We start from the raw sequence: 17,972 nt of genomic DNA, 5'->3' as shown, positions 1-17,972 counted from the left end.
TTGCTATATCTACTCCCACTACTAATGTTTTTTCATCCACTTGTTTTATTTTATTATTTTGTGTATAATTCATTTAGGTTCCTCCTTTGTAAAATATTTGATGGATTCTTGTTACACTTTTATTTTACGGGGAGGTTCCTTTTTTTTCAACCTCTTTCTTTTTTTATTTCAGGAATGCTCCTTAAATGAAAAAACTCCTGTCCATTTAAATATAGACAGGAGTCATTAGCATTTTAATTGCGGTTAAAGGCGAACTCCATCACCTAAAATATATTCATTTAAAAGAATTATAGTATAAATTGATTGAAACAATATTAAGATATATTAAAAATTATCCTTCTACTGGTGCTTCAAACTGACTCTTATAAAGATCTGCATAAAAACCATCTCTTTCAAGAAGTTCTTTATGATTTCCCTGTTCAACAATATCACCATGATTCATTACAAGAATTAAATCTGCATCTCTTATAGTAGAAAGCCTATGAGCAATTATAAAACTAGTTCTATTCTTCATGAGATTTATCATAGCTTTTTGTATTTGAACTTCTGTTCTGGTATCTACAGAACTTGTCGCTTCATCAAGTATCAATATTTTTGGATTTGCAAGTATAGCCCTTGCAATTGTTATCAACTGTTTTTGTCCTTGAGATATATTTGAAGCTTCTTCATTTAAAACCATATCATATCCATCTGGTAAAGCATGAACAAAGCCATCGACATGAGCAGCTTTAGATGCCTCATAAACTTCTTCATCAGTTGCATTCAAATTACCATATCTTATATTATCTTTTATAGATGCATTATAAAGCCATGTATCTTGTAGAACCATTCCAAAATAAGATCTCAAATCTTTTCTTGTAAAATCTTTTATATTATTATTATCTATCAAAATTTCTCCACTATTTATATCATAAAAACGCATCAACAACTTCACCATAGTAGTCTTACCTGCACCAGTAGGACCTACTATAGCTATTTTTTGACCAGCCTTAATATTTGCAGAAAAATTATTTATTATTATTTTATCTGAATCATATCCAAAATGTACATTTTTAAATTCAACATTTCCTTCTATAGTTTCAGGCTTAACTGGGTTTAAAGTATCCAAACTTTCTTCTTCTTCTTCAAGAAATTCAAAAACTCTTTCTGCCGCAGCTGCTGTTTGCTGAAATATATTAGAAATATTAGCGAGCTGTGCTATTGGTTGTGTGAAAGATCTTACATATTGTATAAAAGCTTGAATATCTCCAACTTCGATCATTCTTTTTGCTGCAAGCCAACCTCCTAAAACACTTATTCCAACATAACCTATATTACCAACAAAATTCATTATAGGCATCATCATTCCAGATAAAAACTGTGATTTCCATGCTGCACCATAAAGTTTTTGATTAAACTTATCAAAATCTTTTATACTTTCCTCTTCACCATTAAAAGCTTTCATAACAACATGTCCACCATACATTTCTTCAATATGTCCATTAACATTACCAAGATAATCTTGTTGTTGTTTAAAATATTTTTGAGAATATTTAACTACAAAAGCTATTAAAATCATAGAAATAGGAATTATTGCAAGAGCTACTAATGTCATCTGCCAACTTATAGAAAACATCATAAATAAAACACCTACAACAGTAGTTATAGAAGTAATCAATTGTGTAAGACTCTGATTAAGCGTTTGACTTATAGTATCAACATCATTGGTAACTCTTGATAATACCTCACCTTGATTTGTGTTATCAAAATATTTAAGCGGAAGTTTATTAATTTTTTTAGAGATTTGATCACGAAATCTATAACTTATATCCATAGAAACTCCAGACATTACCCATCCTTGGATATAACTAAAAATAGAACTTATTAAATAAATTCCAGCAAGCATAAGTAATATATTCCCTATATATACAAAATCAATACCACTACCAGTTCCAGTTATTTTAGTCATAATACCTTCAAAAAGTTTAGTAGTTACTTTACCAAGAATTTTAGGCCCTATTATCATAAATATAGCACTTGCCATCGCAAATATAAAAACTACAATAATCGAAACTTTATAATCACTCATATATTTTAAAAGCTTTTTCATAGTTCCTTTAAAATCTTTAGCCTTTTGACCACCTCTCATAACAGCAGGTCCATGTCCAAAGCCTTCATTATTACTCTTTTGTTTGTTTTTACTCATTACAATTCCTCCCTTGATAATTGGGATAAAGCTATTTCTTGATATGTTTTACAACTCTCCATCAACTCTTTATGAGTCCCTTTTCCAACTATATTTCCTTCATCAAGGACAAGAATCTGATCTGCATTAACTATAGTAGAAATACGCTGTGCCACTATTATAAAAGTACTATCAGAAGTTTCCTGTTTTAATTTTCTTCTCAACATAGAATCTGTTTTAAAATCTAAAGCTGAAAAACTATCATCAAAAATATATACTTTTGGTTTTTTGACTATAGCTCTTGCAATAGAAAGCCTTTGTTTTTGACCACCAGAAACATTAGATCCACCTTGTGAAATAGGTGATTGAAATTTCTCCTCTTTTTCATCTATAAACTCCATAGCTTGGGCTATCTCTGAAGCTTTTAAAATTTCTTCATGAGATGCATTTTTATCTGCATATTTCAAATTAGATTCTATCGTTCCACTAAATAATATACCTTTTTGAGGCACATAACCTATTTGATCTCTTAACTCTTTTTGATTGAGTTTTCTTATATCAACACCATCTAAAAGAATTTCTCCTGCAGTCACATCATAAAATCTTGGTATCATATTTATAAGTGTTGATTTCCCGGAACCTGTAGATCCAATTATAGCTGTAGTTTGACCTGGTTTTGCAATAAATGAAATATCTTTAAGCATGTTTTCTTCTGCACCAGGAAATTTGAAACAAACATTTTTAAATTCAATTTCTCCATCAACTTTATCTATATGAACAGGATTATCAATATCTTTTATCTCTGGTTCAACTTTTAAAACTTCATGTATACGATTTGCAGATACTGAAGCTCTTGGAATTAAAATAAACATAATAGACATCATCAAAAATGAAAATATAATTTGCATAGCATATTGCATAAATGCCATCATATCTCCAACTTGCATACTTGATTCTGCAATCTGATGTGCTCCAACCCAAACTATTAAAAGTGTTATTCCATTCATTATAAGCATCATAGCTGGCATCATAACAACCATCAATCTATTTACAAAAAGATTAGTCTTTGTAACATCTTTATTGGCTTTATCAAATCTATTTTCTTCAAAGTTTTGAGTATTAAATGCCCTTATAACCATCAATCCAGAAAGATTCTCACGAGTAACTAAGTTTAATTTATCTATGAGCTTTTGAATCCTTTTAAATTTAGGAAGTGCAACTGAAAATACTATCATAATAAGTCCAAGAAGTATTATAACTGCAAGAGCTATTATCCATGACATAGATGTACTCTTGTCTAAAGCTCTTATTATTCCTCCAACACCCATTATAGGAGCATAAAATATCATCCTTATCATCATCACAATAACTAATTGTATCTGAGTTATATCATTTGTCGTTCTTGTAATAAGTGATGCTGTTGAAAATTTTACAAATTCAGAATTAGAAAAATTCTCTACTTTTGTAAAAACATCTCTTCTTATGTCTCTTGCCGAACCAGCACCTATTCTTGCTGCTAAAAGTCCAACCATCACAGTACTTGCAGCGCTTAAAAAAGCTATTAATAACATATATAACCCCGTTTTAGTTATATATGAACTCTGTATCTTATCAGTATCAATACCAATAGCCATATATTCTTCTTTAACAGCAGCTACACCCATTTGATTTATCATACTTGTACCCATAGCTTCTATTTGTTTATCAACATTTTCCATCATTTTAATTCTTTGATTTTCTGGTAAAGTTTTAATAATATTAAATATATCTATATTAGCTGGGATCTTCATACCATTGAGTTCCATAAATCCATTTTTAGCTTCAGTTTTTGCTTTTTGAATACCTGAAACAGTTATAAAAGCTTTTCCTATTATTATATTCAATTCGCTTTTTAATTCTTCATCAATATCTTTCAATAAATATATATCCTCATCTTTCAACGCTGGATAATCTTTAAGATATTCAACATCATCAGAAGATATCAATTCATAACTATTTATAACTTTTTCACTCTGTTCATTAGTCATAAACAATTTGATTTTTTCAAAAGAACTTTGTCTAATAACTTCTGGAACAGAGTCAATAATTCCTCCTTGTTGAATTCCAGTGTTAACTATTCTAGACATATAATCTGGTAAAGCGAGTTCACTCATAGCCTGCACAAAAAGTAATGCGATAGCAACTAATAAAAATACTGTATACGGTTTTAAATACTTTAATAGTTTTATCATTCTTTGCTCTCCTCAGTATTGATTTCAATTATCTTTTCCAATTTTTTTAATCCTTTTAAGATAAATTTCAAATCTTTTTCCTCAACATTTTCAAAGATCTCTGAGAATCTTCCTTCTATTTTTTTGTAATGTGTATTAGAATTCTTCTTAAAATCTTCAGTAATACTTACCTTTACAACCCTCCTATCTTTTTCATCTCTATTTCTTTCTACTATTTTCTGTTTTTCAAGTCTATCAACTATCCCAGAAACAGTACTATTAGAAAGTTCCATATATTCACTTAAATCACTTATTTTACATTCTCCTTTTTGAAACAAATAACCAATTAACATCCCTTGAGGTCTCGTTAAATTTATTTCTTCAAATTCATTTTTCATATTTTTATGAAATAAATCCATTATCCTTTTCATCTGTTTTAAAATTAAAATCCCCTTAGATTTTTCATCCATAAATATTCTCCTTTGAAATATATTTCGCTCCCTAACATTTCGCTTACTAATATTTCGTGTACGAAATACATTTTACTCTCCCTATGTTTACAAAATATATAAATTTAGTTTCTGTTTTTTAACAATCAATTTTGTTTTTTATATTATACTATTAATATAGTATATACTGTATATACAATTATAAATTAGAGGTGAGAAAATGACTCTTGATAAAGTAATAGATGAAAGTATAAGTTCAGGAAAAAGAAAATTATTATTATTTATAACTTCTTTGGGATGGGCTTATGTTGCCGCAGGTGTTATGATAATGCCTTTCGCTCAACCAATGGTAATGACAGAATGGAATTTAAGTAGAAACTTTGCAGCCTCTTTGAGCAGTTCCGGATTTATCGGAATGTTTTTAGGAGCTTTAATAGCTGGACTCCTTTCAGATAAATTTGGTAGAAAAATAACTTCAATACTTTTTCTAACTATTGCGACTCTTTTTTCATTTGCAAATGGATTTGCAACAACTCCATTTAATTTTATAATGTTTAGAGTAATATCAGGATTCGGACTTGGAGGACTTTTACCGGTTTTAAATACTTATTTAACAGAATTTTTAAATGTTGGCATAAGGGGAAAATATCTAGTATTACTCGAAGCAAGTTGGGCTTTTGGTAGTATATATATGGCCATAATACATATGATATTTGGAAGATATTTAGGTTGGAATTATGATTTTATATTTATGGGAATAGGATTATTGCCTTTAATATTATTATTATTCGTTCCAGAATCTCCAAAATACCTATTAATAAAAGATAAAAAAGAAGAATTTAAAAAACTTTTTAAATATGATTTAAAAGATATATCATTCAAAAAGCAAGAAAAATCTTCTTTAAAAAATATACTATCCAAAAAATACTATAAAAGAACAATACTCGTTTGGCTTCAATGGTTTACTATGAGTTTCGGATATTATGGAATATTTATTTGGATAAAAGGCATTCTTTTCAATAAAGGTATAGACTTTGTAAAAGCTGATTGGTATACTTTTTATATGTATATAGCTCAGCTTCCTGGTTATCTACTTGCAGCATATTTTATAGAAAAAATTGGTAGACGTAAAAGTGTATTATTCTTTATGATAGGAACTGGAATTTCAAGTATAGCTTTTGCTTATAGTTCCCAGAACACAATTGTATTATTGATGAGTTTAATAGTTTCAATATTTACACTTGGTGCTTGGGGATTAACATATGCATATACTCCGGAATTATATCCAACTCAATATAGAGGCACAGCAAATGGTACTTCAAGTGCAGTGACAAGATTCTCAGGTTTTATAGCTCCTTATTACACAGCATTTTTTCTTGAAAAAAATATAATTTTTTCTGGTATTATAGGAATAGCAATATTATTTATAATAACAGGATTTTTAAATTTTATATTTTTACCTGAGACAAAGAATGTGGAGGTTAATTAGTTGAACAAAGAAAAAAGACTTGAAAAGATAATAGAAATATTAAACAGATCACCAAAACCTATTTCTGGTAGCAATCTTGCAGATATGTTTGAAGTGACAAGACAAGTCATTGTAAAAGACATAGCAATTTTAAAAGCTGCGGGAAAAGATATCAAATCCAATTCAAGAGGATATTATATAAGCACAAAAAATAGAATAATAAGAACCATTGCTGTAAAACATACCTTTGAAGAAATAGGTTCTGAACTTTTAACAATAGTAGAAAATGGTGGAAAAGTTCTTGATGTGAGTGTTGAACATCCAATATATGGAGAAATAACTGCAACATTAGATGTTGAAGATAAAATGGATGTAGACTTCTTTTTAAAAAAAATAAATAATGCAAAGCCACTATCTTCATTAAACTATGGAATTCATCTACATAAGATAGAAGTAGATGATGAAAAACAATATAAAAAAATAATAACTGAATTAAATAAAAAAGGATTTCTTCTATAATATGAAGAAATCCTTTTTAAAAATCTTTACCCCTGAATTGTAAAAATTAAAGTTATAAAATTATAAATAGAATGTAGTCCATACATTTTTAAAAAATTTTTTTCTGTAAAATAAATTTGACCATTAATATATGCAAGATTAATAACCAATATGCCATAATAACCTTTATTCACAATAAAATGAATCATAATAAAAATTAAAGTTTGAAAAGAATTCAAAAGTATAAAATGAAATTCTTCATTTACTTTGATACTTTCAAACAATATCACTCTAAAAATTAACTCTTCAATAAAAGGCACTAAAAAAACTATCAATAGAAACTCAAAAAACTTATATTTAATATAATTAAGACTAAAACTTTTATATTCATAACAAGCACTAAATATTAATAATACAAAAAAAAATATTATATATCTTGTATTTTCTTTATAATGCTTATTATTCCATTTAAACAATTCAATATAATTTTTATCTTTAAGCATATAAAAAATTGTAAAACATAACATAATGATCAAATAAAATATATTGTTCAAATAAATCGACATAAAAACAGAAATAATATAAAATGACAAATATAAATAATTTATAGAAAACTTCATAATAAAAACCTTTCTAATCTATATTTTCTTTAAAATTTTTTGTATTTCATCAAGACCTAAATCTTTAGAATAATCATAAGCCGTTTTTCCTTTAAAATCCTTTATATTTTTAACTGCTCCTTCTGCTAACAAAGATTCAACAAAATATTTATTATTACATAAGACAGCATATATCAAAGCAGTTTTACCATCATTATCTCTAATATTAAGATCACCCTTTTCTTTGATATAATTAAAACATGATTTATTATTAGATAAAACCGATGCTATTAAAGGAGTTATTCCATATTTATTTTTAAAATTTATATCAAAATTATATTTTTCCAATGTTTTTAAAATTTTTGCGTCGTTAAGATTCAATATATATATTATAAATATATTATTACCACTATTATCCAACTTTTTAGGATTCAATCCTTCTTCTACAAGATAATCAAAAACTTCTTGGTCTAAAACATAAAATAATAAATTTTTACCATCTAAACTTTCATTTTTTATATTTAATTTCTCATCATATTTTAAAAATTTTTTTAATGTATTTAAATTCATTATTCTTATATTAGATGCCAAAAAAGATATATTAAAATCAGTCCTCCAATAAGTTTGTTTAGTATTAATATTATTTTTTATAAAAAAATCAACAATTTCATCATAATTGTTATTATTGTTAGCAGAAAGATAAAATGTACTATATTCATTATCGGTATTATTAAATTTCAATACAATTTTCTGATTTAAATTTGCTCCATTATCAACTAAAAATTGCATAATTTTAATTCTATCTTCGGTTAAATTTTTTGTTGAATTTATAAAAGGAGTCTCAAAAAGATCTACTTTTCCTTCAAGATTTATTTTATATTTATAGTTTATATTTATTTTATATTTATTATCAAAATAAAATTTTTCAATTTCATCATAATTTGAAACTTTGCACATATTATAAAATTTAATGCTCATATCATCTCTTTTTGCATAACTTAATATATAAATACCAACAAAAAAAATTAATAAAATTGTTATTTTTAATTGTTTTTTATTACTCAATATTACACCTTCCTTTTATAAAGTTATTATATAAAATTATTTCAGAAAACTCTATTTCTTTATTTATAAATATTAATACATTAATACAACACAAATTTTATATCTTTTTACCTATTTTACACATAAAAGTTAAAATTTGAATTACTTTTATATTATTTAAAAGTAATTTTACATTTAATATTTAATCATTCGATTTTATTTAATCTTTTGTTTTTTAAATATCTGATTTAATTATAAATTAAAAATATCTCTATATTTTTTAGGTGTAACACCATACATTTTTCGAAATAAGCCAGTAAAATGGCCAGTATTAGAATAACCAACCATACTCGAAATCTTTTTAATACTATAATTCGAATTATTTAATAATAATAAAGCTCTATTGAACTTTAACATTTGAAAATATTTATAATAAGTCGCACCATAAATTTTTTTAAATGCCATTTGAAATCTATTTTTACTCATATTAGATATTTCTGCCATATCTTCTATTGAAGGATAAGCATTCAAATTATTTTTCATATAATTTAAAACATTCTCTAAATATTTTTTATCTTCAGGAGTTATTTTTACACTTAATTTATTAATGTTATTTTTTTCTTCATATATTTGGGTAGATATGGAAAGTAATTCGAGTATTTTACTTTCTATGTATATTTTTTTTGACAATCCTTTAGCTTTACAGCTTTTTATTTGTTGAAATAAAAAATTAATTTCTGGTAGAAAAGGATTCAAAGAAACAAATCTCATTATTGATTTCACATTTTCAAAATCTTTTTCAAATTTATCTTTTAAAAATTTATCATAATAATCTTCAGTTAAGATTATTTTAGTAAATTTAACTGGTTCATATTTTTTACAATAAACAGAAACTTTTTTACTATTATTTATATATGAAAAAATTCCAAACCCTACATTTATACTATCCTTATTTTCTTCTTTTAATATACTTGAATCACTTTCAAATTGAGAAATTTCAACATAATCTTCTTGTATTTCAGAAATTTTTTCAAAATTTTTTTTAGGAATATAATTTGCATTAATAACCATAAAATTATTTAACAAATATATTTTCAAATAACCTTCTCCACATTTAGTTATCATCTTATAATAAAAGTCATCTTTCATAGACAATTCAGGAACTAATATAAACATTCTTGAATCAATAAAATCTTTATAATAATCTATTATATTTTTAAAAATATAAATCACTCCTTTTTAAATTTTTGGAATATTATGATATTAAAAAGTAATTTTGTGACTATAAATAATACTATAATGATATTATACGATAAAAAGGAGCGTTTATAATATGAATAATAAAAAAATAGAATTAATAAAAAATGGAAACATTTTAAAAGGTCTTTTTATTCTCGGAATTCCAATGATAATTTCAATGATGGTTTCAGCACTTTATAATGTTATAGATACGTATTTTGTATCTGGTTTAGGTACTATAAATGTTGCATCGGTTTCTATAGCTTTTCCAATATCTCTTATATTTTCTGGAATTGGTTTAACTTTTGGAACAGGTGGTGGATCTTATATCTCAAGACTTATTGGACAAAAAAAATATAAGAAAGCCAACGAAGTTTCTTCTATATCATTTTTTAGTTGCATATTTACTAGTTTTTTATTTATAATAATATTTTTTATATTTCTCGATAAAATATTAGTTTTAATCGGAGCTAATCAAGAAATTTTACCAATTGCAAAAAATTATACAAAAATATTTTTAATAAGTATGATATTCACTTCTTTAAATATTACTCTTGGCAATATTGCAGTTTCTCAAGGCGGGGCAAGTATTTCTTTAATTGCTATGCTATCAGGATCTATTCTAAACATAATATTAGATCCTTTACTTATATATAATCTTGATTTAAAAGTAATTGGGGCTGGAATTGCTACATTAATATCTCAAATAATAACCTCTATTATATATTCAATTTTTTTTATATCAAAAAAAAGTATCATAAAAATTCAAATTAAAAATTTTAAATTTGATATCAAAATATATTCAGAAATAATAAAAATTGGAATATCTATGTTTTTATTACAATTATTGACAAGTATTTCTATGAGTTTAATATCTAAAAAATCTTCAATATATGGCTCACAAGCAATTGCAGCAATGGGAATAGTTTTAAGAATTAATACACTTGGAATGAATATTATTTTTGGTTTTATGAAAGGTATGCAACCAATGGCTGGTTTTAATTATGGTGCAAAAAACTATAAAAGATTGAAAAGTATAATAAAACATAGTATAATTTCAACCACCATATTTTGTATGATATGGACAATATTTATAATATTATTTTCAAACTCTATACTATCTTATTTTTCAAACGATTGTGAAGTATTAAAAATCGGAATTAAAGCATTAAAAATAAATACTTTATTATTTTTCACACTCGGATTTCAATTCACTTACTCAACACTTTTTATATCTATTGGAAAAGGATTTCAAGGTTTAATATTAAATATTTTAAGGCAAGGCATTTTTTTTATTCCTTTGATTTTAATTCTTCCAAATATTTTTGGTTTAAATGGAATAATATTTTCTCAACCAATAGCTGATTTTTTTGCAACACTTATAACATTTTTCTATGCATTTAAATTAAAAAAAACAATCAAATAATTATATTAAAAAAACAGAGACAATAAATTATATTTATTGTCTCTGTTTTCCTTCAAATCAAAGTTTAACATTGAATTATTATCCAAAAAATATTACACTAAAAACAAAGCTAATATTTTGATCACCAACTCTCTTAAAAGATTATTTAAATTATATAAACTCTTTTAGCTTAAGTCTAACATTTTTGGCATTATCAAAATGAATAGCTTTTATTCCAATTTCAGATGCACTTTGAACATTTTCTTCATAATCATCTATAAAAAAAACATCTTTAGCTTCTATATTTTCCTCATTTAGAATATATTTAAAAAATTCTTTATCTGGTTTTACAAGATGAATTATATGAGAAGCATAAACATAATCAAAAACATCATAATCTCCATTATTTTTATGTATATTATAATGAGCTTGCAGTGTATTAGTTCCACATATTACTCTATAATTTTTCTTAAGATCTTTTATCAAATTTATAGTATCTTTTTTTAAAATTGGTTTAAAAAATTTTCCCCATATATTACCTTTATTTTCAAGTTTTGCAATATCACAAAATTCTATCCAAAAATTTTCTTCTGATATTTTACCAGCCATTATAAGATTAAAAAGCTCATGAAATTTTTTATCCTTAAAAAAACTTTCATCTTTTCCAAAAAATTCTGCAATTTTAGGCCTAACATTAAAATTATCTACAACAACTCCGCCCATATCAAAAATAAAAAGTTTCAAAATGATCACCTCTAAAATATATTTTATTTTCTTGAAGAGTGCAAATTTGCACCACTCAAAAAATATTTAGATAAAGTAAAGAATAAAATAAACATTGGTATGCTTGCTATCGCAGCAACTGCCATCATAGCCCCTTCATCTGTATTCATTTCTGCTGTAAATTTTACTATATAAAGAGGTATTGTTTTCATTTCTTCACTTTGTATTACAAGTAAAGGCCATAACATATTATCCCATTGAGCTCTAAAAGTCAATATTCCAAGTGTTGCAATTACAGGTAGACTATTTGGAAAAACAATCTTCCAAAATATTTTAAATTCATTCGCTCCATCTATTCTTGCTGCATCTAAAAGTTCATCTGGAAATGTAATTAAAAATTGTCTCATCATAAATATTCCAAAAGCATTTGTTAAAAAAGGTACTATTAATCCCATATAAGTATTTTGAAGATTTAATTTTGTTATTACTAAGTATAAAGGAACCATTATAGCTTCAAAAGGAATCATCATTGTAGCCATTATACATATAAAAACTATATTTCTCCCTTTAAATGGAAATTTTGCAAGACCATATCCAGCAATTGCAGATAAAAATATAGTAGATATAGTTACTACAGTAGAAACTATAATTGAATTCAAAATATTTCTTATATATATATAATTACCAGAATTTCCAGCAATTGCTTTTTGATAATTTTGAAAATAAAATTCTTCCGGAATCCAACTAAAAGGCATTCTTAATATTTGATTTGATTTCATGAATGAAGCACTAAACATAAATATTATTGGAGCAATTATTATTATTGCAAAAACAATTAAAAATATCCATATTAAAGTATCTGATAGTTTTTCGCCAAAATTATTTTTTTTATAATTCATATAATCACCTCAATTAAAATCCACATCATCATTTTTTGAAATTTTAAATTGTATTATAGTTAAAATAAGCATCAACAAAAAAAGAACTATACTCATAGCAGATGCTTTACCAATAGAATGGTCTCTTATTGCAGTATTATAAATATTCAAAGTAATCACATTTATTGGTTCTGTAGGTGCTCCAGATTGAGTAAATAAATACTGTGTACTAAAAGTTTTAAGACATTGAAGCATTGACATGATAGAAACCAATACCGTTGTAGATTTTAATAAAGGTAATGTTATATATTTAAAATCTTGATAAGATGTTGCTCCATCAATTTTAGCCGCTTCATGAACACTTTGAGGTATACTTGCAAGTCCTGATATAAAGATTATTGTAAAATACCCTATATACTTCCAAAAGTATACTATTATAGTAGCAAGCTGTACCATTCCTCCTGATGAGAGCCATCTCCAATCTTTACCACTTGAACCTGTTATAAAATTTATAAATTGATTTGCAAGACCCCTTGGTTCAAATATCATCAACCATATAACTGCCGCTGTAACTGATGACAAAACAGCAGGTGAATAAAAAGCCATTTCAAAAAATTTTTGAAACTTTTTTCTTGACATTATGAAAGTAGCAAGCAATAAACTTATTATAACTATGGGAACAAAAGTACCAATAGTAAAAATTATTGTTGCTCTAAAAGAATTCCAAAAATCTGGAGAAGAAAATATATATTTATAATTATCAAATCCAACAAACTTAGGAGGTCTTAAAGATAATAAATTTTTTTTAAAAAAACTTGTATATGCTGCATTTATTATGGGATAAAAGCTAAACAGTGCAAAAAAAATCAAAGATGGAAATACAAAAATCCATCCCCATTTGGCTTTTTTCTTTTCAATTCCATAAACCCTATTTTTCATGATCTTTCCCCCTATTATTTAAATGATGCCATCTAATTAAATTAGACAGCATCTTAAATTTTTAATAAATCATATCTAATCCTTCTTTATAAGATTCTTCAACTTTTCTTTTTAATATCTCTAAGGCTTCTTTTGATGTTTTTGTTCCAAACATAACAGATTGAACGGCTTCTTCCATATGTTTTTGTATTTTCGCTGAATTAGCTTGATAAAAAACAACTTCAGCCTTTTCAAGATCTTTCAAAAAAACATCTGAATATGGATAAGATTTAAAGAGGAATGATTCTAATAATTCTTTTTTTGGTTGAATAATAGCAACTTTTTCAAGATATTCTTCTGGATGACTCAACATAAAAGAAACAAATTTCCACGCCATCTCTTGATTTTTTTTAGGTTTTTGGGAGTTAACCATATAATAATGACCATAATATTTTGCAGGAACATCTTTTTTTGCATTTTCAAATTTTGGGAATGGTACTACCATCCATTCTTTACTATTATAAAAATCAGGATTTTCTGCTTTTATTCTTGCTATTTGATAAAGTCCACTTGAACACATAGCTATATCATTATTGTCTTTATTAAAGACTTTTCTTGCTGCAGTACTCGTTGGCGAACCCAAATTTAATCCCGATGGACCAAATTCAGCCATATAATCTAAAAATTTTAACCATGCTTCATCATTAACTATTACTTCTTTTCCATCGTCACTTATAAGCTTTCCACCTAACTGTTCAACCAAAGGAAGCATTTCTACAAGATAATAAGGATATCTAAAATCAAAGCCTCTTCTTTTAACTATTTCTCCATCTTTTATAGCTATTTTTTGAGATAAATTGACAATATCTTCCCACGTTTTTGGATAATCTTTTTCTGGATCAAGACCTGCATCTCTAAAAACTTTCTTATTTATAAAAATACACCAATTAGTTATTTCAAGAGGTAATCCATAAACTTCATCATCAAAAGTAACAGGATCGAGCATTCCTTCCATATAAGAATTTAAAAGATCATCTTTGTTTTTATATCCAGCAGCTTTATAATCAACGGGAGAAACTCTACCATTAACTATATATGCATATTCGTCTTCGATTGACATATTAAATATATCTGGTCCTTGCTTTGCAGCAAAAGCTGTTAAAATTAATTCTTGAATTTTAGTAGAAGAATATTCAACTCTTTTTATTTCAACATCAGGATAAATCTTTTGAAACTCTTCTATATACCTTAACTCAATTTCTTTTCTATTAGGATCTTCATGTGTCCAAAACATTAGTTCTATTTTTTTTGAAAATCCCATAACTGATAATAAAAATACAAATAATAGTATAATAAAAAACTTCTTTTTCATAACTATCCCTCCCAAGTGATTTATAATAAAGAATCATATTGATTAAATATATTATAGTACTATATTTCTTTATTGTTAAATCTTCAAACTCAATATTAATATGTTTTAAAGGTATATACGCTTATTTAATTATCAAAATCTTAAATAAAGTCATTATTTTAACATTTTTTTATTAATAAAAAAACAAGCAGATAATGAATCTGCTTGTTTTTTGTTTATTTTGTTTATTTTTGTTTTATTATTCTCGTATAAGTTGCAACAGTTAAAAAATAGAAAATTATATATATTACCGAATATGAAATTGAAGTTATCAAATAAGGTTTTACAAGTGATAATCCCAACAATTGAGATAATTTACTTATTGCAACGGTGCTATGTATAAGTCCAATTATAAGCGGACTCAAAAAAATAGTAAGTATTTGAGAAGATATAGATTTTTTTATATCTTTAAAACTTATTCCTATATTAGATATTATTTTATATCTCATCTTATCTTCATTGGCTTCATTTAACTGTTTAAAATAAATTATACTTCCCGTACTCAATAAAAAAACCAAACCTAAAAATGTTCCACTAAATATTAAAACTCCATTACTCTCCATTGTACCCTTATAAGGTCTGTAATAATCAACAAATTTGATATTATTATTCTTCGTAAATTCTACAAGCTCATTTGTTAATTTTTCACTATTAGTTTGATCTGATATATCATAAGAAGATGTTTTTATTATTTTAGAACTATCTTTAAGATTTTCGTACATATTATCTTTTACCACTAAAACTCTATCGGCAAATGAAGCACTTATAATAAATTTTTTATAAGGATCTTCAATTATTTTTAAATTTATATTTCTATCATTAGGCATCAAAGTTACATCAGTATCTTTAAAAGAAAAATCTCCGAATCCAATATAATAACCATCAAATAAAATAGTATCTTTATCATTCTTCAAATTTATTTTTGGAAAATGTTTTATATCAGCTATTTTATTATAATCACTTTGTTTTATAAGCTGTACATCACTTTTATTTTGAAAGAAGAAAAAACCACTTGAATTTTTAGGATTAAATTTTGCTTCTAATTTTAATATTTCCAATCCTTCTACACTATTTAAAATCTTATGATTATTATCTTTTATTATATTTTTTAAATCATTTTGTACATTTTCATTTTTATAATCTACAGTGAATGAAAATGGAGAAGCTATTTTTGCAGCCGTATCTGACATATAAACAAAGCTAAAAACAGTTCCTATAGCCGTTATAGTAACAGCACTTAAAAGAGCTAATGTTGCAAGAGTTACTGCATTGGTTTTTACTCTGTAGAGTACTTGGCTCGTACTTATTATATTAGTACCTTTATAAAATTTATTCTTATTTTTCTTATTTCTCTTAAGAAACCAAATTAAACTCGACCTAAAAAAGATATATGTACCCAAAATTGCAAGAAATAAAGAACCAAAAAAAGCTGACATAAATTCTAATTTAACCCCAGCATTTATAGCCACATAATAACATAAAGCTAATATTAAAATACCTAAAAAAGTGAAAAACAATGAAGGGTTCGGCTCTTTTTGTTTTTTTGAATCTGCTTTAAAAAGATCTATAAGTTTAAATCTATATATTAATGAATAAGAATGTATAGATGCTATGAAAATAAATATTAAAAATACTATAGTAGTTTGAATTATTGCCTTTGGTACTATTTCAAATTTTATATAAACAAAAGTCCCCATCATATTTAAAAGAATCATAGAAAAAAGTTTTGACAAAAGAGTTCCTAACAGTATTCCAAATATAAGTGCGAGTATTCCCATAACTATATTCTCATAAAATAACATCCTTGCTATCTGTCTTTTTCTCAATCCAAATAAAGAATATAATCCAACTTCTTTTTTACGTTTTTTAGTAAAAAATGAATTAGAATACCATATAAATATAGCTGAAAAAATAGCTAAAATAACTGCTGATGATTGAAAAGAATAAAAAACTGTTGCCGATGCAGCAGAAGCAGTCGCCACTTGCTGATTATACTGTAAAGAAACGAAAGTATAGTATATAACTATACTAAAAATCATTGAAAAGAAATACACAAAATAATTATAAAAATTCTTCTTTATATTTTTTATGGCTATGTCAAATAATGTCATTTGATTCACCGCCAATTACTGAAAGAACATCTAGAATCTTATGAAAAAACTCTTTTCTTGTACCTCCTCTTACAAGTTCTGTAAAGATCTGTCCATCTTTTATAAACAAAATTCTTTTACAATAACTTGCAGCAAAAGCATCATGCGTAACAACTAATATAGTAGATTTATTATTATTGTTTAAATCTGTAAAACATTCTAAAAGTTCAGAAGAAGATTTTGAATCTAAAGCTCCAGTAGGTTCATCTGCAAGTATAAGACTTGGATTATTTATTATAGCTCTCGCTGACGCAGTTCTTTGTTTCTGACCTCCAGAAATCTCCCAAGGATACTTATTCAATATATTATCTATACCAAGAATTTTAGAAATTCTTATTAATCTTTGATCTATTTCTTTAGGTGAAACTTTTGAAAGTGCCAAAGGTAATATTATATTTTCTTTTACAGTCATAGTATCTAATAGATTAAAGTCTTGAAATATAAAACCTAAATTATCTCTTCTAAAAGAAGTTAATTTATCTTCCTTCATATTTATTATATTTGTTCCATTAATTACTACTCTTCCAGAAGTTGGTTTATCTATAGTTGAAATTATATTCAATAAAGTAGTCTTACCAGCACCTGATGGTCCCATGATCCCTGTAAATTCACCTTCTTCTATCTCAATATTTATATCCTGTAAAGCAACATAAGAAACTCCTCTCGAGCCATATACTTTCTTTAAATTTTCTGTTTTTAATACTGTAGACATTAAATAAACACTCCCTTTTTTATTTTATTCTAATATAATTTTAATCTTTAAAAAATTTTTTAGCTATTTAACTTCATTACATAAAAAATTCAAAACTTACTTTT

Annotated in this window: 15 protein-coding genes and 1 riboswitch; of the genes, 3 read left to right on the top strand and 12 right to left on the bottom strand. The window is 25.6% G+C overall.

The features are described 5' to 3' along the window. Positions 1 to 209: 209 nt before the first annotated feature. A riboswitch (Fluoride riboswitch) is annotated at positions 210 to 273 on the bottom strand. A 58-nt stretch (positions 274 to 331) separates the two neighbouring features. The 3 genes from C7380_RS11655 to C7380_RS11645 are packed head-to-tail and all read right to left on the bottom strand — an operon-like array spanning position 332 to position 4,844. After that, entirely contained in the window at positions 332 to 2,185 is a 1,854-nt protein-coding gene (locus C7380_RS11655) for an ABC transporter ATP-binding protein (RefSeq protein WP_109606130.1), read from the bottom strand. Further along, on the bottom strand, positions 2,185 to 4,395 hold the full coding sequence (locus tag C7380_RS11650) for an ABC transporter ATP-binding protein (RefSeq protein ID WP_109606128.1): 2,211 nt from the start codon (positions 4,393 to 4,395) through the stop codon (positions 2,185 to 2,187). The genes C7380_RS11655 and C7380_RS11650 overlap by 1 nt, the downstream gene beginning before the upstream one ends. Continuing rightward, positions 4,392 to 4,844 (bottom strand): MarR family winged helix-turn-helix transcriptional regulator, encoded by a 453-nt coding sequence (locus C7380_RS11645; protein WP_109606126.1) that lies wholly within the window; start codon positions 4,842 to 4,844, stop codon positions 4,392 to 4,394. The genes C7380_RS11650 and C7380_RS11645 overlap by 4 nt, the downstream gene beginning before the upstream one ends. A 199-nt stretch (positions 4,845 to 5,043) precedes the next feature. On the opposite strand from C7380_RS11645, the gene C7380_RS11640 reads away from it, so the two are divergent. Next, positions 5,044 to 6,312, top strand: a complete 1,269-nt coding sequence (locus C7380_RS11640) for an MFS transporter (protein ID WP_109606124.1) — start codon at positions 5,044 to 5,046, stop codon at positions 6,310 to 6,312. Next, complete coding sequence (locus C7380_RS11635) at positions 6,313 to 6,810, top strand: transcription repressor NadR (protein WP_206050602.1); 498 nt, start codon at positions 6,313 to 6,315, stop codon at positions 6,808 to 6,810. It abuts the gene before it with no gap. Between the two features lie 26 nt (positions 6,811 to 6,836). Here the strand turns inward: C7380_RS11635 and C7380_RS13870 are convergent, their stop codons facing one another. The 3 genes from C7380_RS13870 to C7380_RS11620 all read right to left on the bottom strand — a co-directional run bounded on the left by C7380_RS13870 (position 6,837) and on the right by C7380_RS11620 (position 9,665). After that, entirely contained in the window at positions 6,837 to 7,292 is a 456-nt protein-coding gene (locus tag C7380_RS13870; RefSeq protein ID WP_158274896.1) for a CPBP family glutamic-type intramembrane protease, read from the bottom strand. 135 nt (positions 7,293 to 7,427) lie between these two features. Continuing rightward, positions 7,428 to 8,453 carry an ankyrin repeat domain-containing protein gene (locus C7380_RS11625; RefSeq protein WP_109606120.1) on the bottom strand — a complete coding sequence of 342 codons (1,026 nt, stop codon included), beginning with the start codon at positions 8,451 to 8,453 and terminating at the stop codon, positions 7,428 to 7,430. A 231-nt stretch (positions 8,454 to 8,684) separates the two neighbouring features. Beyond that, positions 8,685 to 9,665: a helix-turn-helix domain-containing protein gene (locus tag C7380_RS11620; RefSeq protein WP_109606119.1), complete on the bottom strand. Its 981-nt coding sequence runs from the start codon at positions 9,663 to 9,665 to the stop codon at positions 8,685 to 8,687. A gap of 100 nt (positions 9,666 to 9,765) precedes the next feature. Here C7380_RS11620 and C7380_RS11615 point away from each other — a divergent pair, with 100 nt between their 5' ends. Continuing rightward, positions 9,766 to 11,097 carry an MATE family efflux transporter gene (locus C7380_RS11615; RefSeq protein ID WP_109606117.1) on the top strand — a complete coding sequence of 444 codons (1,332 nt, stop codon included), beginning with the start codon at positions 9,766 to 9,768 and terminating at the stop codon, positions 11,095 to 11,097. 150 nt (positions 11,098 to 11,247) lie between these two features. Here C7380_RS11615 and C7380_RS11610 read toward each other — a convergent pair whose 3' ends face one another. From C7380_RS11610 to C7380_RS11585, 6 genes are all read right to left on the bottom strand, one after another. Beyond that, positions 11,248 to 11,820, bottom strand: coding sequence for an HAD family hydrolase (locus C7380_RS11610; RefSeq protein WP_109606114.1), 573 nt, complete (start codon positions 11,818 to 11,820; stop codon positions 11,248 to 11,250). Between the two features lie 23 nt (positions 11,821 to 11,843). Further along, complete coding sequence (locus C7380_RS11605; protein ID WP_109606113.1) at positions 11,844 to 12,698, bottom strand: carbohydrate ABC transporter permease; 855 nt, start codon at positions 12,696 to 12,698, stop codon at positions 11,844 to 11,846. 9 nt (positions 12,699 to 12,707) lie between these two features. Continuing rightward, on the bottom strand, positions 12,708 to 13,616 hold the full coding sequence (locus C7380_RS11600) for a carbohydrate ABC transporter permease (RefSeq protein ID WP_109606111.1): 909 nt from the start codon (positions 13,614 to 13,616) through the stop codon (positions 12,708 to 12,710). Between the two features lie 61 nt (positions 13,617 to 13,677). Further along, complete coding sequence (locus C7380_RS11595; RefSeq protein ID WP_109606109.1) at positions 13,678 to 14,967, bottom strand: extracellular solute-binding protein; 1,290 nt, start codon at positions 14,965 to 14,967, stop codon at positions 13,678 to 13,680. 224 nt (positions 14,968 to 15,191) lie between these two features. Next, complete coding sequence (locus tag C7380_RS11590) at positions 15,192 to 17,117, bottom strand: ABC transporter permease (protein WP_109606107.1); 1,926 nt, start codon at positions 17,115 to 17,117, stop codon at positions 15,192 to 15,194. Continuing rightward, entirely contained in the window at positions 17,104 to 17,868 is a 765-nt protein-coding gene (locus tag C7380_RS11585) for an ABC transporter ATP-binding protein (RefSeq protein WP_109606105.1), read from the bottom strand. Before C7380_RS11585 ends, C7380_RS11590 begins: the two co-directional genes overlap by 14 nt. Positions 17,869 to 17,972: the final 104 nt, after the last annotated feature.

Origin of the sequence: Oceanotoga teriensis, assembly GCF_003148465.1 — a bacterium.
Taxonomy (GTDB): Bacteria; Thermotogota; Thermotogae; order Petrotogales; family Petrotogaceae; genus Oceanotoga; species Oceanotoga teriensis.
Note: the sequence above shows the minus strand (reverse complement) of the source record. Positions and strands in the feature narration are given on the sequence as shown.